Raw genomic sequence first — 18742 nt, forward strand, 5'->3', positions numbered from 1 at the left:
GGAACCGTCTGCGCCCCGCTATCCTCCTATCCCTTACGGGGGCCTGTGCCCCGAAGTCCTGAACCTTTCGATGGGTGCGGAGAATGATCGAGGCAGTCGGCCTGACGAAGCGCTATGGCGACAAGACAGCCGTATACAACCTTTCCTTCCAGGTAAGGCCGGGTTCCGTCACCGGCTTCCTCGGGCCCAACGGGTCGGGCAAGTCGACGACCATGCGGATGATCCTCGGGCTCGACAACCCCAGCTCCGGCCAGGTGACGATCGGCGGATTCCCGTACCGCAAGCTGCCCAACGCCCCCCGCCAGGTCGGCGCGCTCCTTGATGCCAAGGCCGTGCACGGTGGCCGGCACGCCCGCAACCACCTCCTGTGCCTCGCGCAGCTGTCGGGCATCCCGGCCCGCCGGGTGGACGAGGTGCTGGGCGTCGTCGGCCTCCAGGACGTGGCGAAAAAGCGCTCCAAGGGCTTCTCGCTCGGTATGGGCCAGCGGCTCGGTATCGCCGCAGCGCTGCTCGGCGACCCTCAGGTGCTGCTCTTCGACGAACCGGTCAACGGACTCGACCCCGAGGGCATCCTCTGGGTACGGAACCTGATGAAGTCGCTGGCCGCGGAGGGCCGGACCATCTTCGTCTCCTCCCACCTCATGAGCGAGATGGCCCTCACCGCCGACCACCTCATCGTGATCGGCCGCGGCCAGCTGCTCGCCGACATGAGCATCCGCGACTTCATCTCGCACAACTCCGCCGACTTCGCGCGTGTACGTACGTCCGACACCGAGCCCCAGCAGCGCGAGAAGCTGACGGCGGCACTGACCGAGGCGGGCGGCCAGGTGCTGCCCGAGCAGGACGGCGCGCTGCGTGTCATGGGCCTGCCGCTCCCCCGCATCAGCGACGTCGCGCACGACTCCGACGTACGCCTGTGGGAGCTCTCCCCGCACCAGGCCTCGCTGGAGGAGGCGTACATGCGGATGACGCAGGGCGCCGTCGACTACCGCTCCTCCATCGACCAGCGCGAGGGCCTGGGGCCGGAGCTGCCGCCGGGCGCGATGCCGCCGCCGCAGATGCCGGTGCCGGGCCAGGGCCAGCCGGGCTGGTACGCCCCGCCGTCGCCCCAGCAGGGCGGGCAGCCGTTCGCGATGCCGCAGGCACAGCCGCCCGCGGGCCCGTACGGCGCCCCGGTCGCCCCGGCCGCGCCCGGAGCGGGCGAGCCCAACCCGTACGCCCAGCCCGCCGGCACCCGGCCCACGGCCGCCGCCGCGCAGCCCTCCGCCGCCCCCGACCTGACCAAGCCCGAGGACGCCCGATGAGCACGCCCCAGCACCAGATGCAGCAGCCGGCCGCCCCTGCCCCCAACTGGCAGGGCGCGCCCGGGACTTCGTACACCTCTCCGATTCCGGTCACGCGCACCCACCTCGGTCACGCGCTCGCGTCCGAGTGGACGAAGATCAAGTCGGTGCGTTCCACGATGTGGACGCTCGGTGCCTTCCTTCTCCTGGTCGTCGGCATCGGCTTCCTGGTCGCCGCCCATCTCACCGAGACGGGCTACGACGACTCCCCGTACACGCTCCCCGCCTTCTCCGGGCTGCTCCTCGGGCAGCTCTGCCTGATCACACTGGGCGTGCTGGTGATCTCGTCGGAGTACGGCACGGGCATGATCCGTGCGACCTTCACGGCGTCGCCCCAGCGCCACCGGGTGCTCACCGCCAAGCTGCTGATCTTCTTCGTCGTCGCGTTCGTCGTGTCGGCGCTCGCCATCGGGGTGGTCGGCCTGATCACGTCGGGCATGGACGGCGGGACGTCGGACACGCCGTGGGGCGGGACCGTCCTGATGGGCGCGCTGTACGTGTCACTGCTCGGCGTCCTCGCGCTCGCGGTGGGCTCGATGCTGCGGCACTCCGCCGGCGCGATCACCGCGATGCTCGGTGTGGTGCTGGTGCCCGCGGTCCTGCCCTTGATGCCCAAGAAGATGATGGAGTACAACGCTCCGAACGCGCTCGCCCAGATCTTCCACCTCGACTCCGAGGGCGGGAACGGCGGCCCACAGCTCGTCTTCCTCGCCGTGGTGACCGCGGCGGCGATCGCCGGCGCCTACGTACTACTGGAGAAGCGGGATGTGTAAGACATAGGGGGCACAAGAAAAACGTTCGAAGGACTAGAACCTTGGCGCGTTCCTGGACCGCTGCACCCGTGTGGTGCGGCGGTCCTTCGCGTTCCAGCACGCCTTGTGCCAGTGGCGCCGCTCGTCCACGCCGGAGTGCTCGGGCCAGGCGACCACGTGCGGCAGCCCGGAGGGAATCTGCTGGTCGCAGCCCGGGCAGCGGTACGTCTTGCCCTGCGCGCTCGCACCCGCCACGTGCCGCACGCTCCAGGCCTCGCCCTGCCAGCTCTCCGTCGACTGCCAGCCGCCGTAGCGGTCGGCCGGATCCGCCTCCGCGCTCCGGCCGGAGTCACCGGCACCCTTGGGACGGTTGCGACGCGGGGACACAGGACACCTCACGGAGCTATACAGGGAGCACGGGCTGTGTCCAGCCTACGCGGAGCACCCAGGGGTACGTGTACGTCGCCAACCCCCACAGATCCCCCGCACGGCCGGCTCATTCTGCAGACAATCCGCCAATCTCTCCGACAGGCCGTGTCCTTGGCACGTGTCAGACGGTTATGCGGGATGGGGGAGTCGCGTCGGCACAAGGAGGCAGGAGTGCGATGCGCGTAGGAAGTTTTGTACTGGCGGCCCAGTTCCCGGGGCAAGGTCAGGGGGAGGCACTGCACCGTGCGGTGCGGTCCGCCGAGGTCGCCGAAGAAGCCGGGCTCGACGCCGTATGGCTGGCCGAGCACCACTTCGTGCCGTACGGGACGTGCCCGTCGGCCATCACGCTCGCGGCGTTGCTGCTCGGCCGCACCCGGCGGATCCGGGTCGGCACGGCGGTCAGCGTGCTGCCCACCGTGCACCCCGTGGCGCTCGGCGAGCAGGCCGCCCTGCTGCACGTGACCTCCGGCGGGCGGTTCTCTCTCGGGGTGGGACGCGGCGGCCCGTGGGTGGACCTGGAGGTCTTCGGGGCGGGTCTCGAAGCGTACGAGAAGGGGTTCCCGGAATCACTCGATCTGCTGGTGCGCTGGCTGCGCGACCCGTCCGTCGCGGGCGGGTCCGAGCGCTTCGGCTTCCGTGAAGTCCCTGTCGTACCAAGGCCGTCGGAGGCGCTGACGGGCGGTGAGCGCCCCGAGGTCGTCGTCGCCTGCACCTCACCGGCGAGCGTCAAGCTCGCCGCCGGGCGCGGGCTGCCGATGCTCCTCGGGATGCATGTCGGCGACGAGGAGAAGGCGGAGATGGTCGCGCTGTGGCGAACGCACGCGCGCGACGCGGGGTACTCGCCGGACGAGATCGCGGACGCGGCCCATGTCTCGGCCGGCATCGCCCAGGTCGCGGACCGGCGCACGGACGCGGTCGAGATGCTCCTCAAGGCCATGCCGGGCTGGCTGAAGCAGGGTCTCGACGCCCATGTGACCGTGGACGGCCGCGCCCGCTCGATGCGGGACCCGGTGGCCTACACCGAACTGCTCTGCGGCCTGCACCCGGTGGGCACGCCCCGCCTGTGCGCCGACCGCCTCGCGGCGACGTCCGAGCGCACGGGGATCACGCGCTTCGCGCTTCTCATGGAGGGCTCGGGCGACCTGGCGGCGACCGAGGAGAACGTACGACGACTCGGGGACGAGGTGCTGCCACGACTGCGGTGAGCGGGGCCCCGCCCGGACCCAACGGAACCGCGTCCCGGCCGAGCCGGGATGCTTCCTGGCCCAACCGGCGTACGCCTGCTGGGGATTGGGCCGGGTTGGGTCAGGACAGGCCTGCGTCTGATCGCAACAGGCCCGTATACGACCGCTGCAGGCCCCCGTCCGGTCGCAACAGGCCCGTACACGACGGCTACAGGCCCCCGTCCGGTCGCAACAGGCCCGTACACGACGGCTACAGGCCCCCGTCCTGCCGCAACAGGCCCGTATCCGGCCGGAACAGACCCTTGTCCGGGTCCGATCGGCGCGCGTCACGGGAAGCTTGCCGCCCCAGTACAAAAGCACCTCCCGCGTACGGAGCGGCAAGCCGTGCGTCATCGCCGCCTCAGCAGTCCCGGAACTCCGGCGACTGATTCAACAACTGACTGCGCACCGAGGTGAAGCGAGTCAAGGTGTCGTCCACCGAGCCGTCCAGCGGGAACACCGCCACCCGGTGGCAGTTCTGGAAGGCCAGGCGCACCCCGAAGTGCCGCTGCAGCGCACCGCGTATCGCGTCACTCGCGAGCGCACGCAGCAGCTGGCCGCGCGCCTGCTCATCCGGCGGAGGCGTCTGGTTGTCGGCGAACTTGCCGCCGTCCACCTTCAGCTGGGCCACCAGGGAGCTGATCATCTCCCATGCGTAAGGCAGGGAAATCCGGACGCAGTCGACAAATTCCGCTTCGTCGACCTCGCCTCGCTCGGCCTTTTCGAGTAGGGCCGGTGAGACGTCCAGCGACATGGGTTCTCCTCTCGCACCCCCTCGGCAGAGGGGGTTGACGGACAGGGAAGGAGACCGCGACGCCGAACACGCTGAGTACACGCATCGCGACCTCCCGTTTATACGGTAGGCAACTGTTCGTGGCCGCACCAGGACATTGAGAAACCAGGGGAGACTCAACCTGCACACAACCGGCCACTTTCGAACAGGGCTTATCCGGGGAAACAGGGGCGACGGCGCGAGCTCCGGTCAAGCTGACCGGAGATAAATGGGGCGAACCGAAGGTTCTCGGATGAGGGTGGCGGTGGGCGACGGGTGGGCAGATCGCGCCGACCCGTGCGGGTCGAGTAGCGTTGCCGACCATGCGTCTCGTCATTGCCCGCTGCTCCGTTGACTACGCGGGCCGGCTCACCGCCCATCTTCCGTCCGCCCCCCGCCTCATCCTTGTGAAGGCGGACGGCAGTGTCTCGATCCACGCGGACGACCGGGCCTACAAGCCCCTCAACTGGATGTCGCCGCCCTGCACGCTGAAGGAGGGTTCGGGGGACGACGAGGGTGTCTGGACCGTCATCAACAAGGCGGACGAGAAACTCATCATCACCATGGAGGAGATCCTCCACGACTCCTCGCACGAACTCGGCGTGGACCCCGGCCTGATCAAGGACGGCGTGGAAGCACACCTCCAGGAACTCCTCGCCGACCGCATCGACACCCTCGGCGAGGGCTACTCGCTGATCCGCCGCGAGTACATGACCGCCATCGGCCCGGTCGACATCCTGTGCCGTGACGCCGACGGCCAGACCGTCGCCGTGGAGATCAAACGACGCGGCGAGATCGACGGCGTGGAGCAACTCACGCGCTACCTGGAGCTGTTGAACCGCGACCCGCACCTCGCGCCGGTCCGCGGCATCTTCGCCGCCCAGGAGATCAAGCCGCAGGCCCGCGTCCTCGCCACCGACCGGGGCATCGGCTGCGCGGTCCTCGACTACAACGCGCTGCGCGGCATCAAGGACGACAAGCTGCGGCTGTTCTGAGTACAACTGGTGCGTACGGCATGACAGTGGGCCGGGTCCTGGTAATGGACCCGGCCCACTGTCATGCCTGTGTCGTAGGCGGTTGTCGTAGGCGGTGGCCGTACCCGCCCGTCAGATCACCGACGTCCCGGTCGTGCCGGAGCCGGTCGGCGACCCGGGCGCGGTGCTGTCCGTCGGGCTGCTCGCGGTACTCGTGGTCTCGGCCGGGCTGGAGGCCGGGCCGCTGGCCGAGTCGGAGGTCTCCGGTGTCGTCGGCGGAGTCTCGCTCGGCTCGGTCGGTGTGGGAGTCGGAGTCGGTGTAGGTGTGGGTGTCGGCGTCGGACTGGTCGACGGCGTCGGCGAAGTCGGCGGCCTGGTCGAAGACGGCGGCTTCGTCGGGGACTTCGTCGGGCTCGGATCCTTGGACCCACTCGGGTCGTCCGACGGCTCCGTGCTCGATGTCGGCGTCGGGTCGTCCGAGGTCCCGATGATCCCGTCGTCGCCCGGGTCGGTCGGACGGCTCGTCGAGTCCGCGTCGCTGCTGCCCTTCTTGGGCCGGTCCGCGCCGAGTCCGTCGCCGCCCTCGCCCGCGCTGGCCGACGGGTTGACGCCGACCCGCTCCGACGGCGGCTTGTCGTCCGGGTTCGAGGTCGCGCCCAGCGTCACCACGGTGCCGAGCACGGCGGCGAGGAGCGCGCCCGCGCCCGCCGCCACGAGGTTGCGCCGGGTGCCGTTGACCAGGCCCTGGACGCGGCCGGACTTCCCCGAGGAGGCGGACCCACTGCGGTTCGTGATCAACGTGGCGGGCTCGCCGGGCTGCTGGAGCGACGGGACGGGCGTGTACCCGGCCGGTACGCCGCCGGGCGGCGACGCCGACTCCTCGTACCGCGCGTCGGGCACCTCCTCGCCCGACGTCGAACCGATCCCGGCCGACGGTGTGGTGCCGGTGCGGTCCGCGACCAGCGCGAGGGCACGGCGGCCCGCGACGGTGCCGCGCTTCTCGGCGAGGGCGCTGCGCAGCCCGATCGAGGCCTCCAGTTCGGAGCGGGCCCGGTCGAACTGCCCGACGCAGACCGCGACGATGCCCAGCTCGTGGTGGAAATAGGCTTGATCCGAGACCTCGCCGGACACCCGGGCCGCCTCGGCGCCGGCGCGCAGCGCACGCTCCCAGGCGCTCCAGTGCAACCCCGCGGCGAACGCGGGCGCGGCCGTACGCGCCAGCCGTACGGCGGTGGAGCCCTCCTCGTCGTCCGTCGACGGCACCGTGACCGACTCCAGGGCGGTCAGCGCGGCGAGCACGGCGTCCGCCTCGGCGGCGACCCGCTCCGGGGTGACCGACGGATGCCCCGCCCACCAGGCGTAGTGCTCGGCGGCGCTGAGCGCCCTCTCCTCGGTGTCGGACGCGTACCCGACGGCCTCCAGCTGGGTCTGTACGCCGGCCGCGAGCCGGTAGTGCGAGCCGACCGGGGTGACGAGCGCGCAGCCGACGAGCTCGGCGAGCGCGGCGTCCGCGTGCGTGTCCCCCACCAGGGCGGGCAGATGCGCCTGGTGCGGCACCTCGCCGCCCAGCGCGACGGCGAAGCGCAGCGTGGCGCGCGCCGACTCGCTGAGCCGGGACGCGAGCAGCGCGGCGGGCGCGGCGCCCTCGGCGAGCGACGGCAGCGGTACGTCGTGGCCGTCCTCGGCGTCGAAGGGCGCGTCCACGGGCGCGTCCTCGTAGTAGCCGAACTCGTCGAAGGCGTTCGGGTCGGCGCGCAGTTGGTCGCGCTGCCGCAGCAGTGCACCGGCCTGCACGAAGCGCAGCGGCAGTCCCTCGGACTCGAACCAGAGGTCGCCCGCCCAGTTGGCCTCGTCCTCGGTCAGGACGCGGCCGACGGCGCGCTCCAGCAGTTCGAGACCGCCGCCGCGGCCGAGGCCGCCGAGGAAGACCTCTTCGAGGAGCGAGTCGGTGGACGGCGCGGGAACATCGGGTGTCGCGGAGATCAGGAAGGCGCACTCGGGTGTCGCGTCGAGCAGTTCGTCGAGCGCGCCGCCGCCGAAGTCCACGTCGTCCAGGACGACGACCGCGCCGATCTCGTGGACGAGCGCGAGCAGCGTCGCCCGCTCCGGCCGGTACAGCGGTGCGTTGTAGACGGTGGCGAAGAGGTCGTGCAGGAGATCGTCCGCGGTCCGGCGGTGGCCGCTGAGGCGCACCACGCCGTCCGGTGCGAGGTCCGCGCAGTCGTCGGCGACGGCGTCCAGGAGCGCGGTGCGGCCCGAACCCGAAGGTCCGGTGAGCCGTACGGAACGCCCGCGCGCGAGCAGCCGCACCAGGCGCTCGCGCTCCTCCTGCCGCTCCAGCAGCGGCAGTCTGGGCAGCGAGGGCCCGGGCGGTACGGGCGGACGGGCCGCGCGGGCCAGTTCGGCCCGCTCGGCTGCGCTGAACTTCGTGGGTCGCGGCGGCCGCTCGCCCGGTGGGCAGAGCTCGATCTCGCTGCCGTCGACGGGATTGACGGTGAGCAGCTGGTCGCCCGACACGAGTTGGACGGTGCGGGCCAGTGCTGGCGTGTGCTGACCGAAGTCGGACGTCAGAGGATCGCGCGGCGGGCGCTGTCTGGGCGCCGCGCCGTCGTCATGGCCGTACTCTTCGGGTCCCCGGTTCATCGGGTCCATAGGTCCAAGCCCCCCAAAAGCGTGGTGTGCGGGTCCTGTCGCCGGACTCCCGTCGTCCGCCCGCAGGGCGGGCCGCGCGGCGTCTGGTACGTGCGGTCGCAAGGCGCCGAAAGGTCCTCGTAGCGGAGCTACCAGGGCCTTTCGGCAACGCCGCGAGCGTGCGTGCCAGGCGTCGTGCGGCAGACGGGAGTGCGGCGACAGGACCCAGGCCCCTCCCGGCCTTGCTGCACACTGCGCTGTCGCTTCTGGTCCGGTGCCCGCTCACGGGTTCATCAACGCGGGCAGCCGAACCCTAAACCTTCGCACAGTATCTACGAACACACGGGGTACCGCGCCGTCCGAGACGTCACAGCTTCGTGAGGATTGTGGGCGAGATACGTTTCGTACGGCGCTTCTATACCCGATCTTCGCCGTTTGCGACAGTGACGCGGAGTCACATCCGGAGGTGCCTCGGGGCCGTGCCCCGGGCGACGAGGGGTCACACCCTGGGCAGTGACTCGACCCCGATGCCGCCCTCGATCGCCAGGATCCGGTGAAGCCGGGTGGCCACCAGCAGGCGCTGCATCTGCGGCGGGACGCCGCGCAGCACAAGCCTCCGGCCGCACCGCCCCGCCCGCCGGTGGGCCCCCATGATGACACCGAGTCCGGTGGCGTCCCAGGAGTCCAGCTCTGACAGGTCGAGCACCAGGTCGCCGACACCGTCGTCGACGGCCGAGTGCAGGACCGTACGGGCGTCCGCCGCGCTGCGTACGTCGAGGCGGCCCCCGACGACCAGCTCGGCGTGGTCGCCCCTGATGTACATATGCGCTCCCCGAGAGTGCGTTTCGTACGCTGCGTCTTCGTCATGTCCTGTGTTGCCAGGACTGACTGCCGTACCGGGGCAGAAGTTGCCCTCTGTAAGCGAACCGATACCGAATTCACCCCGAGGAGTGATCGGCGGAAGATCACCCCGGAGTCAGTACGTGTGTCTGTGGGTCTGTCTGTGCGTGTGAGTGTGCGTGTGCCTGTACGTGCGTCTGTGCGTGTCAGTACGTGTAGAAGCCTTGCCCGCTCTTGCGTCCGATGTCACCGGCGTCAACCATCCGGCGCATCAGCTCGGGCGGGGCGAACTTCTCGTCCTGGGACTCCGTGTAGATGTTGCTGGTCGCGTGCAGGAGGATGTCGACACCCGTGAGGTCGGCGGTGGCGAGGGGCCCCATCGCGTGACCGAAGCCCAGCTTGCAGGCGAGGTCGATGTCCTCGGCGCTGGCCACACCCGACTCGTACAGCTTGGCCGCCTCGACCACGAGGGCCGAGATGAGCCGGGTGGTCACGAAGCCGGCCACGTCACGGTTGACGACGATGCAGGTCTTGCCGACCGACTCGGCGAACTCCCGCGCGGCGGCGAGCGTTTCGTCGCTCGTCTTGTAGCCGCGGACCAGCTCGCAGAGCTGCATCATCGGGACCGGCGAGAAGAAGTGGACGCCGACGACCCGCTCCGGGCGCTCAGTGGCCGCCGCGATCTTGGTGATCGGGATGGCGGAGGTGTTGGAGGCGAGTACGGTCTCGTCCTTCACCAGCTTGTCGAGCGTACGGAAGATCTCGTGCTTGACTTCCAGCTTCTCGAAGACGGCCTCGACGACGATGTCGGCGTCGGCGACCGCGTCCAGATCGGTGGTCGTGGTGATGCGCCCCAGCGCCGCCCCGGCCGCGTCGGCGTCCAGCTTCCCCTTGCTCACGAACTTGTCGTACGAGGCCTTGATGCCGTCGGTGCCACGGGTCAGCGCCTCGTCGGTGACATCGCGCAGGACGACGTCCCAGCCGGCCTGTGCGGAGACCTGGGCGATACCTGAACCCATGAGTCCGGCCCCGATGACGGCGAGCTTGCGTGCCACTGTCCGACTCCCCTGCTGCGTATTCCCTGCGGCGTTGACCATCGCGAGACAACCCCGGGTAACACGCTGTCGGGTTGCCTCTTCGGCGGACCCTAGCGCTCGTCAGGCGCTGTGTGACCGGTAAGTAACGCGCGTCACGTCTCATAGGACGGACATCACACCGAGCGGCTCATTCCGGGGCCCGTACGGCGTAGTTGAGGACCTTCTCGCTCAAAAGGTCCTCCATGCCGTCGAGGAGGTTCAGCACCTCCCGCGACACCTCGGCCGGATCGCGGCACGCCATCATCTCGCGGCCGACCGTGCTCATCACCGTCTGGTGGAGCCAGCCGATCTGGCCGGCCATCAGACCGGGCGTCGGATCGTCGGGATCCGCGCCCGTCTCCTCGCGCAGGGCCGCTTCCAGGTCGTCGTGGACCTCCTGCTGGAGGCTCCACAGCCGGGAGCGGAGGGCGGGCGCGTCATGGATGACGCGCATGAAGCGGTCGTACCCCGCCATCAGGCCGACCCGGGGCGAGACGGCCTCGACCTCCTCGCGCAGCTCGCGCAGGACGGCGGCGGCGGCCGACTCCCCGACCTGTCGGGCGCGCACCCAGCGCGAGAGCCGGTCGACGACGCCCTTGCTGCGGTCGAAGAAGAGGTCTTCCTTGGCCGGGAAGTAGTTGTACACGGTGTTCACGGAGACGTCGGCCGCGTCCGCGACCTCGGCCATGGTCACCGTCACGAAGCCGTGCTCCAGGAACAGCCCCGTGGCGATGTCCGAGATGCGCTGCCTGGTCTCGCGCTTCTTCCGCTCCCTGAGCCCCTCTGCCATGGCTTCATCGTAGGCCGGACCGATAATTTCTGGCCTCTCTGAAACTTTGGTGGCATTGCAAAATTTAAGTCCCTCTGTTTTTCTTGGCGCATGCCCATCATCAGCACGGCCGGCCTGGCCCGGACCTTCCAGACCAAACGCGGCCCCGTCGAGGCGGTCCGCGGCATCGACCTCACCGTGAGAGCGGGCGAGATCCTCGGCTTCCTCGGCCCGAACGGAGCGGGCAAGACGACCACGCTCCGGATGCTCACCACCCTGCTGACCCCGACCGGCGGCGCCGCCACCGTCGCGGGCCACGACCTGGCCACCGACCCGGAGGGCGTCCGCCGCGCATGCGGATACGTGGCGCAGTCCGGCGGCGTCGACCCCCAGGTCTCCGTACGCGAGGAACTGGTCACCCAGGGCCGCCTCTACCGCCTGACGAAGGATCAGGCGGTCGAGCGTGCCGAGGAGTTGGCCCGCGACCTCGACCTCACCGACCTCCTCGACCGGAAGACGTCGGCGCTCTCCGGCGGCCAGCGCCGTCGTCTCGACATCGCGCTCGGCCTCACCCACCGTCCGAAGGTGCTGTTCCTCGACGAACCGACCACGGCCCTCGACCCGGCGAGCCGCGCGGACCTCTGGGATCTCGTCCGACGCCTGCGCGACGACTACGGCACGACGGTCTTCCTCACCACGCACTACCTCGACGAGGCGGACGCGCTCGCCGACCGGCTCGTGATCGTCGACCAGGGCGTCGTGGTGGCGGAGGGCACACCGAGCGCGCTCAAGCTCCGGTACGGCGGATCGATCGACGCGACGCTCCAGGACACGTTCCTCGCCATCACGGGCCGCGGCCCGGCACCGGCGGACTCCACCCCCGTAGCCGTCTGACCGCCGATCCCTCTATTCGCCCAGGACGTGACGACATGCTTCTCCAGGACACCGCGCTGATCTTCGAGCGCTATCTCCGCCAGACCCTGCGCTCCAAGTTCGCGATGCTCTTCGGCGTACTGATGCCGCTGCTGTACCTGCTCTTCTTCGGCCCGCTGCTCACCGATCTGCCGCTGGGCGGCGGCGGGAGTTCCTGGCAGATCCTGGTCCCCGGGCTGCTGCTCCAACTCGGCCTGTTCGGGGCCGCGTTCGCCGGTTTCATGATCATCGTCGAGAAGAGCCACGGGGTCGTGGAGCGGATGCGCGTCACCCCGGTCAGCCGGCTCGCGCTCCTGCTCGGCCGGGTGCTGCGCGACGCGGCGGTCTTCGTCTTCCAGGCGGTCCTGCTGGTCCTGGCCGCCCTGGTGATGGGCCTGCGCGCACCGGTCGCGGGCATCCTGATCGGCTTCGCGTTCGTCGCGCTGCTGACGGTCTCGCTGGCCTCGCTGTCGTACGCGCTGGCCATGAAGACCAGTACGCCCCACGCGTTCGGCCCGACGATCAACGCGCTGACCATGCCGTCCATGCTCCTGTCCGGCCTGATGCTTCCCATGTCGCTGGCGCCCGGCTGGCTGGACGCCCTCTCGCACGTCATGCCGTTCCGCTATCTGGTGGACGCGATGCGGGACGCGTACGTCGGCTCGTACGCGACCTCCTCCATGCTGTACGGCGTCCTGGTGGCCGTCGGCCTCACGGGAATCGCCGTGACGGTGGGCACACGAGTGTTCCGGGAGGCCGGGGCGTAACTACGCTGGCCATATGGTCAATCTGACGCGCATCTACACCAGGACCGGCGACCGGGGCACGACGAACCTGGGCGACATGAGCCGGGTGCCCAAGACCGACCTCCGCATCGCCGCCTACGCCGACGCGAACGAGGCGAACGCGGCGATCGGTACGGCGATCGCCCTCGGCGGCCTCGACGAGGAGATCGTCAAGGTCCTCACCCGCGTCCAGAACGACCTCTTCGACGTGGGCGCGGACCTCTCCACGCCGGTCGCCGAGAACCCCGAGTTTCCGCCCCTGCGGGTCGAGCAGTTCTACATCGACAAGCTGGAGACGGACTGCGACCACTTCAACGAACAGCTGGAGAAGCTCCGCTCCTTCATCCTCCCCGGTGGCACCCCGGGCGCGGCCCTCCTCCACCAGGCGTGCACGGTGGTCCGCCGCGCCGAGCGCTCGACGTGGGCGGCCCTGGAGTCCCACACCGAGGCGATGAACCCCCTGACAGCGACCTACCTGAACCGCCTCTCCGACCTCCTCTTCATCCTGGCCAGAACGGCAAACAAGGAGATGGGGGACGTCCTGTGGGTCCCGGGCGGAGAACGCTGAGGGTTCCCCGGCGGAGCCTCACTTCTTGGTGAGGCTCCGCTCCTCCGACGCCCCCTCCCCCGCGGAGCGCTCCGGGGCCTTCTTGGGCCAGATCAAGTAAGTCAACGCCACCACCCCATGAATTCCGGCCACCCGCCAAGCCACATACCGCCAGCTCTCCAACGACTCCGTACGCCCCGAATCCCCGACGTACCAGATAGCGACCTGCAACAACACGGTCGCGACGGCCGCGGCGGTCACCGATCCCAGCCACACCTTGACCTCGTGCCGCGCACGAGCCATCCCGTACCGCGGCGCCCCCGCCGGCCGAGGCGCACCCGCGAGCCGGTGGGCGGCGTGCCCGTCGAGCCACTTCACGGTCCGGTGGCCGTGGCCGACGGTGTAGCCGATGTACAGCGCGGCCAGCCCGTGCTTCCAGCTGGGCTCCGTGCCGTCCTTCAGGTCCAGCGCGGTGACCACCAGCAGCAGGACCTCCAGCAGCGGCTCGCACAACAGCAGGGCCAGCCCCGTACGGGGCATCTTGAACAGGTAGCGGAAGGCCAGGCCCGCGGCCAGCAGCACCCAGAAGCCGACTTCACAGACGACGATCAGCGTGATGATCACGACTCGCTCCTCTCGGTCACCCTTCCAGGCTCCCGGCGCCCCACGCCCCGATCGTCGTCGCCAGTGACGAAACGGCGCTGCATCCTTCGATGTAGGCGGGGACCGTCCCCGGGGATCAGGCGCCGGTCGCGCACTCCGTGTTGGATGGAGTCATGGCCCGCCCAGACCTCCGCCCGCACCGCTTCGACGTGTACCTCGCCGTCGGCGGGCTGCTCGGCGGGCTCGTGTTCTGGTCGCTCGGGTTGTATACGTCGGGCAGCGGGCTGATCTCGATGACCTGGGGCCTGATCCCCCTCACCGTGATGGCGAGCCTGGAGCTGCTGCGCCGCACCCGACCGCAGGTCGCCCTGGTCGTCGGCACGCTCGCGCTCGTCGCCGACCAGTTCACCCCGGGCAACGCGGCGACGATCCTGATGTTCACCGACCTCGCCTACTCGGCCGTCCTGTACGGCACCCCGGCCGCAGCCCGCCGTATCCCGGTCACCACCGGTCTGGTCACCCTGGCCACGACACTCGGCTTCCTGATCTGGTGGCGCGAGCCGCAGGCCCTGCTCGTCGGTGTCGGCACCGGGCTCGTGGCGTTCGGCCCGGCCGCCACGGGCGCGCTGGTCCGCAACCACCGCGACGCCGCCGAGGCGGCCCGCCTGCGCGCCGAACAGACCGCCCTGCTCGCCGAGATGGACCGCACCCAGGCCGTCACCGCCGAACGCGCCCGCATGGCACGCGAGTTGCACGACATGGTCGCGGGCCACCTCTCCGCGATCGCCATCCACTCCACGGCCGCGCTCTCGCTCGACGACCCGGACACCTCGAAGCAGGCCCTCGGCGTCATTCGCGAGAACAGCGTCGAGGGGCTCGCCGAGATGCGCCGTCTCATCGGCATACTGCGCGACAGCAGCGGCGACGCGGAGCCGACCGCCGCGCCCACGCTCGACGGACTCGGCGCACTGGTGGACCACGCCCGTGCCAACGGCCTCGACGTGCACCTCGACTGCACGCACGCCGCGCTTCCCGCCCCGGTCGAGCTGGCCGCGTACCGCATCGTGCAGGAGTCCCTGACCAACGCCCTCAAGCACGCCTCCCCGGGCCGGGTCACCGTGGGCCTGGCCCAGCGGGACCACTCCCTCGACGTGCGGGTGACCAGCCCGTACGGCGGCGGCCGGGGCGACGGCCCACGCGCGCCCGGCTCGGGCGCCGGCCTGGTCGGGATGCGCGAGCGGGTCGCCCTGCTGCGCGGCACGTTCGAGGCGGGACCCGTCGAGGACCCGGCCTCCGCCGACGGCAGGACCTGGACCGTACGCGCCACCCTCCCGATCACCGAAGGAGAATCCGAATGATCCGCGTGCTCGTCGCCGAGGACCAGTCCGCCGTACGCGCCGGTCTCGTCCTCATCCTGCGCAGCGCCCCCGACATCGAGGTGGTCGGCGAGGCCGCGGACGGCGAGCAGGCGGTGGCCCTGGCCCGGGAACTGAGGCCCGATCTCGTCCTGATGGACATTCAGATGCCCCGTCTCGACGGCGTCTCCGCCACCCGCCAGGTCGTCGACGAGGACCTCGCCGACGTACTCGTACTGACCACGTTCGATCTCGACGAGTACGTCTTCGGCGCGCTGCGCGCGGGCGCCTCCGGCTTCCTGCTGAAGAACACCGAGGCACGCCAACTCCTCGACGCCGTACGGACGGTGGCGGGCGGCGAAGGCCTGATCGCGCCCGCGGTGACCCGTCGGCTGATCTCCGAGTTCGCGGCGAAGCCGGTGCGCCGGCCGCCGGCCGACCCGTCCGTTCTCGACTCGCTGACGCGCCGGGAGCGGGAGGTGCTGTCCTGCCTCGGGGAGGGCCTGCCCAACGCGGAGATCGGCGCGCGTCTCGACATGGCGGAGGCGACGGTGAAGACGCACGTCAGCCGCCTGCTGGGCAAGCTGGAACTCCGCAGCCGGGTCCAAGCGGCGGTCCTGGCACAGGAGTTGGGCGTGTAGCGCGGGGCCGGCCGGCCCTTGTAACAAGTAATCGCCCAACACCGCTTCACTGGTCTGGACCTATTGACCTATGGTCCAGACCTTTCTATTGTCCAGCGCACCCCATCAAACTCCCCCAAGGAGACGCGGATGCGCCTCAGACCCAGCCGCAGACCCCGCCGCAGACTCGGATTCGGGCACCGAGCCGTGGCAGGGCTCACCACCCTCCTGCTGCCGCTCGCCGCCCTGGTCGGGCTCGCGAGCCCCGCCTCCGCCGCCACGTCGGCGACCGCCACGTACGCCAAGACCCAGGACTGGGGCTCCGGCTTCGAAGGCAAGTGGACCGTCAAGAACACCGGCACCACGGCCATCGCTTCCTGGACCGTCGAGTGGGACTTCCCCTCGGGCACCTCGGTCACCTCCTCCTGGGACGCCGACGTCACGAACTCCGGCACCCACTGGACCGCCAAGAACAAGTCCTGGAACGGCACCCTCGCCCCCGGCGCCTCCGTCTCCTTCGGCTTCAACGGCTCCGGCACCGGCTCCCCCGCCAACTGCAAGCTGAACAGCGGCAGTTGTGACGGCGGCAGTGTCCCCGGCGACTCCGCCCCCTCGGCCCCGGGCACCCCCACCGCCTCCGACATCACCAACACCTCGGTGAAGCTGTCCTGGAGCGCGGCCACCGACGACAAGGGCATCAAGAACTACGACGTCCTGCGCGACGGCGCCAAGGTCGCCACGGTCACCGGCACGACGTACAGCGACAGCGGGCTGACCGCCGGCACCGACTACTCGTACACGATCCAGGCGCGCGACACCGTCGACCAGACCGGACCGGTCAGCGGCTCGACCGCCGTGCACACCACCGGCGGCACCACCGAACCGCCGCCCACCGGCAACAAGATCAAGCTCGGCTACCTCACCGAGTGGGACACCTACGTCCGCAACTACCAGGTCAAGAACCTGGTGACGTCCGGCACCGCCTCGAAGATCACGCACATCAACTACGCCTTCGGCAACGTCACGGGCGGCCAGTGCGCGATCGGCGACTCCTACGCCGACTACGAGAAGTCCTTCACCGCCGACCAGTCGGTCAGCGGCGTCGCCGACACCTGGGACCAGCCGGTGCGCGGCAACTTCAACCAGCTGCGCCAGCTGAAGGCCAAGTACCCGAACATCAAGATCCTCTGGTCCTTCGGCGGCTGGACCTGGTCCGGCGGCTTCGGGCAGGCCGCGGCCAACCCCGCCGCGTTCGCCCAGTCCTGCTACAACCTGGTCGAGGACCCGCGCTGGGCCGACGTGTTCGACGGCATCGACATCGACTGGGAGTACCCGAACGCCTGCGGTCTGTCCTGCGACACCAGCGGGCCGGCGGCCTACAAGAACCTGATGTCCGCGCTGCGTACGAAGTTCGGCTCGAACAACCTGGTCACGGCCGCCACCACCGCGGACGGCACCTCCGGCGGCAAGATCGACGCCGCGGACTACGCGGGCGCGGCCCAGTACGTCGACTGGTACAACGTGATGACGTACGACTTCTTCGGCGCCTTCGACGCGGACGGCCCGACCGCCCCGCACTCGCCGCTCACCTCCTACAGCGGCATCCCGACGCCCGGCTTCACCTCGGCCGACGCGATCGCCAAGTTCAAGTCGAAGGGGGTCCCCGCGAGCAAGCTGCTCCTCGGCATCGGCTTCTACGGCCGCGGCTGGACCGGCGTCACCCAGGCCACCCCGGGCGGCACGGCCACGGGCCCGGCCACCGGCACCTACGAGCCGGGCATCGAGGACTACAAGGTCCTCAAGACGACCTGCCCGGTCACCGGCACCATCGCCGGCACGGCGTACGCGAAGTGCGGCAGCAACTGGTGGTCCTACGACACACCGGCCACCATCGCAACGAAGATGGCGTGGGCCAAGACCCAGGGTCTCGGCGGCGCGTTCTTCTGGGAGTTCAGTGGCGACACCACCAACGGCGAGCTGGTGACCGCGATCAACAGCGGCCTGAACTAGCGACCGTCAGCACCAACACGTGAGATCAAGCACCACCACGTGAGATCAGGCACCATCAGGCGACATTGACGCTCCCCCAGACTTCGTCCGGGGGGACCCCCAACCAACGAGTGAACGTGGCTACGCCACGTTCACTCGTTGTCCGGGCGGGGCTGCTTCAAGCCACGCGAGAAACCCGGTCAGCGCGTCCTCGCTCATGGCCAGCTCAAGGCGCGTACCGCGATGCACGCAGGCGAGGATGATCTGGTCGGCCAGCAGCGCCAGCTCTTCCTCGCCGTCCGGGGTGCGACGGCCGGCCACTTCGATCGCCGAGCGCTCCAGGACACGGCGCGGGCGGGGGGCGTACGAGAAGATGCGGAACCACTCGATGCGGTCGCCGTTGTAGCGGGCGATGCCGTAGCCCCAGCCTTTGCCGCTGGTGTCGCTTTTCTCGGGGGCGTCCCAGCGGAGGCTGCAGTCGAAGGTGCCACCGGAGCGCTGGATCAGTCGGCGGCGCAGATGGAACACGAAGAGTGCCACCGCCACCAGCACCACTACCAACCCGCACACAGTCAGAGCGAGGACCATCGACACCGACCTCCTCGTCTCCTAGGTAACGGAAAGGAAAAAAGCACCCGCATCGCCTCAGCCGCGACCCGGTCCGGAGCAAGCTCCGGTCCTGGCCGCGGCTGAGTCACTTCTCGTCGCGCGCTGGTTTCAGTGCGTCGACACCGCTCGCAGACGGACGTCCGCGCGGCGCTCGGCGGAGGCATCGCCCTCCGCCTTCGCGCGCTCGAGCTCCCGCTCCGCGCGCTGGACGTCGATCTCGTCCGACAGCTCGGCGATCTCGGCCAGCAGCGACAGCTTGTTGTCGGCGAACGAGATGAAACCGCCGTGCACAGCGGCGACGACCGTTCCACCATCACTCGTACGGATGGTCACCGGGCCCGACTCCAGCACACCGAGCAGCGGCTGGTGACCGGGCATGACGCCGATGTCGCCGGACGTGGTGCGCGCGACGACCAGGGTGGCCTCGCCGGACCAGACACTGCGGTCCGCGGCGACGAGCTCGACATGCAGCTCAGCAGCCAAGGTGGGCTCCTCGGGTCACCACCCGGCTTT

Annotated in this window: 19 protein-coding genes; 10 read left to right on the plus strand and 9 right to left on the minus strand. The window is 70.0% G+C overall.

Annotated elements, in window-relative coordinates; translation table 11 throughout:
* Positions 1 to 83 precede the first annotated feature (83 nt).
* Both OHA11_RS13500 and OHA11_RS13505 read left to right on the plus strand, forming a co-directional pair.
* Positions 84 to 1304: an ABC transporter ATP-binding protein gene (locus tag OHA11_RS13500; protein WP_266495790.1), complete on the plus strand. Its 1221-nt coding sequence runs from the start codon at positions 84 to 86 to the stop codon at positions 1302 to 1304.
* Complete coding sequence (locus tag OHA11_RS13505) at positions 1301 to 2116, plus strand: ABC transporter permease (RefSeq protein WP_266495793.1); 816 nt, start codon at positions 1301 to 1303, stop codon at positions 2114 to 2116. Before OHA11_RS13500 ends, OHA11_RS13505 begins: the two co-directional genes overlap by 4 nt.
* A 33-nt stretch (positions 2117 to 2149) precedes the next feature.
* Here the strand turns inward: OHA11_RS13505 and OHA11_RS13510 are convergent, their stop codons facing one another.
* Positions 2150 to 2482, minus strand: coding sequence for an ATP/GTP-binding protein (locus tag OHA11_RS13510; RefSeq protein ID WP_266495796.1), 333 nt, complete (start codon positions 2480 to 2482; stop codon positions 2150 to 2152).
* Positions 2483 to 2700: 218 nt separating this feature from the next.
* On the opposite strand from OHA11_RS13510, the gene OHA11_RS13515 reads away from it, so the two are divergent.
* Positions 2701 to 3729: an LLM class flavin-dependent oxidoreductase gene (locus OHA11_RS13515; protein ID WP_266495799.1), complete on the plus strand. Its 1029-nt coding sequence runs from the start codon at positions 2701 to 2703 to the stop codon at positions 3727 to 3729.
* Positions 3730 to 4108: 379 nt separating this feature from the next.
* On the opposite strand, the gene OHA11_RS13520 is transcribed toward OHA11_RS13515, so the two are convergent.
* On the minus strand, positions 4109 to 4501 hold the full coding sequence (locus OHA11_RS13520) for an SCO5389 family protein (RefSeq protein ID WP_266495801.1): 393 nt from the start codon (positions 4499 to 4501) through the stop codon (positions 4109 to 4111).
* A 341-nt stretch (positions 4502 to 4842) separates the two neighbouring features.
* Between OHA11_RS13520 and nucS the strand changes: the two genes are divergently transcribed.
* The gene (nucS, locus tag OHA11_RS13525) at positions 4843 to 5514 is read left to right on the plus strand and encodes an endonuclease NucS (RefSeq protein WP_266495803.1); all 672 of its coding nucleotides are present in this window, start codon (positions 4843 to 4845) and stop codon (positions 5512 to 5514) included.
* Positions 5515 to 5625: 111 nt separating this feature from the next.
* On the opposite strand, the gene OHA11_RS13530 is transcribed toward nucS, so the two are convergent.
* The 4 genes from OHA11_RS13530 to OHA11_RS13545 all read right to left on the minus strand — a co-directional run bounded on the left by OHA11_RS13530 (position 5626) and on the right by OHA11_RS13545 (position 10830).
* A complete protein-coding gene (locus OHA11_RS13530; RefSeq protein WP_266495805.1) occupies positions 5626 to 8145 on the minus strand; it encodes an ATP-binding protein in 2520 nt (839 codons plus the stop codon).
* A 478-nt stretch (positions 8146 to 8623) separates the two neighbouring features.
* Positions 8624 to 8947 carry an STAS domain-containing protein gene (locus OHA11_RS13535; protein ID WP_030672301.1) on the minus strand — a complete coding sequence of 108 codons (324 nt, stop codon included), beginning with the start codon at positions 8945 to 8947 and terminating at the stop codon, positions 8624 to 8626.
* A 223-nt stretch (positions 8948 to 9170) separates the two neighbouring features.
* Positions 9171 to 10019, minus strand: coding sequence for a 3-hydroxyacyl-CoA dehydrogenase family protein (locus OHA11_RS13540; RefSeq protein ID WP_266495815.1), 849 nt, complete (start codon positions 10017 to 10019; stop codon positions 9171 to 9173).
* Between the two features lie 169 nt (positions 10020 to 10188).
* The gene (locus OHA11_RS13545; RefSeq protein WP_266495818.1) at positions 10189 to 10830 is read right to left on the minus strand and encodes a TetR/AcrR family transcriptional regulator; all 642 of its coding nucleotides are present in this window, start codon (positions 10828 to 10830) and stop codon (positions 10189 to 10191) included.
* A gap of 90 nt (positions 10831 to 10920) precedes the next feature.
* Here OHA11_RS13545 and OHA11_RS13550 point away from each other — a divergent pair, with 90 nt between their 5' ends.
* The 3 genes from OHA11_RS13550 to OHA11_RS13560 are packed head-to-tail and all read left to right on the plus strand — an operon-like array spanning position 10921 to position 13074.
* Entirely contained in the window at positions 10921 to 11703 is a 783-nt protein-coding gene (locus OHA11_RS13550; protein ID WP_266495821.1) for an ABC transporter ATP-binding protein, read from the plus strand.
* 35 nt (positions 11704 to 11738) lie between these two features.
* Positions 11739 to 12488, plus strand: coding sequence for an ABC transporter permease (locus OHA11_RS13555; protein WP_266495823.1), 750 nt, complete (start codon positions 11739 to 11741; stop codon positions 12486 to 12488).
* Positions 12489 to 12501: 13 nt separating this feature from the next.
* Positions 12502 to 13074 (plus strand): cob(I)yrinic acid a,c-diamide adenosyltransferase, encoded by a 573-nt coding sequence (locus tag OHA11_RS13560; RefSeq protein WP_266495826.1) that lies wholly within the window; start codon positions 12502 to 12504, stop codon positions 13072 to 13074.
* 18 nt (positions 13075 to 13092) lie between these two features.
* Here OHA11_RS13560 and OHA11_RS13565 read toward each other — a convergent pair whose 3' ends face one another.
* On the minus strand, positions 13093 to 13677 hold the full coding sequence (locus OHA11_RS13565; protein ID WP_266495829.1) for a hypothetical protein: 585 nt from the start codon (positions 13675 to 13677) through the stop codon (positions 13093 to 13095).
* 152 nt (positions 13678 to 13829) lie between these two features.
* Here OHA11_RS13565 and OHA11_RS13570 point away from each other — a divergent pair, with 152 nt between their 5' ends.
* The 3 genes from OHA11_RS13570 (at position 13830) to OHA11_RS13580 (ending at position 17641) form a co-directional block, all read left to right on the plus strand.
* Positions 13830 to 15014, plus strand: coding sequence for a sensor histidine kinase (locus tag OHA11_RS13570; protein WP_266495832.1), 1185 nt, complete (start codon positions 13830 to 13832; stop codon positions 15012 to 15014).
* Positions 15011 to 15652, plus strand: coding sequence for a response regulator transcription factor (locus OHA11_RS13575; protein ID WP_266495835.1), 642 nt, complete (start codon positions 15011 to 15013; stop codon positions 15650 to 15652). Before OHA11_RS13570 ends, OHA11_RS13575 begins: the two co-directional genes overlap by 4 nt.
* A 129-nt stretch (positions 15653 to 15781) precedes the next feature.
* The gene (locus tag OHA11_RS13580; protein WP_266495837.1) at positions 15782 to 17641 is read left to right on the plus strand and encodes a glycoside hydrolase family 18 chitinase; all 1860 of its coding nucleotides are present in this window, start codon (positions 15782 to 15784) and stop codon (positions 17639 to 17641) included.
* Positions 17642 to 17761: 120 nt separating this feature from the next.
* Here OHA11_RS13580 and OHA11_RS13585 read toward each other — a convergent pair whose 3' ends face one another.
* Both OHA11_RS13585 and OHA11_RS13590 read right to left on the minus strand, forming a co-directional pair.
* Positions 17762 to 18208, minus strand: coding sequence for a DUF2550 domain-containing protein (locus tag OHA11_RS13585; RefSeq protein WP_055614422.1), 447 nt, complete (start codon positions 18206 to 18208; stop codon positions 17762 to 17764).
* Positions 18209 to 18337: 129 nt separating this feature from the next.
* A complete protein-coding gene (locus OHA11_RS13590) occupies positions 18338 to 18712 on the minus strand; it encodes a F0F1 ATP synthase subunit epsilon (RefSeq protein WP_266454205.1) in 375 nt (124 codons plus the stop codon).
* Positions 18713 to 18742 lie beyond the last annotated feature (30 nt).

The organism is Streptomyces sp. NBC_00878, from assembly GCF_026341515.1.
In the GTDB taxonomy this organism is placed as follows: Bacteria; Actinomycetota; Actinomycetes; order Streptomycetales; family Streptomycetaceae; genus Streptomyces.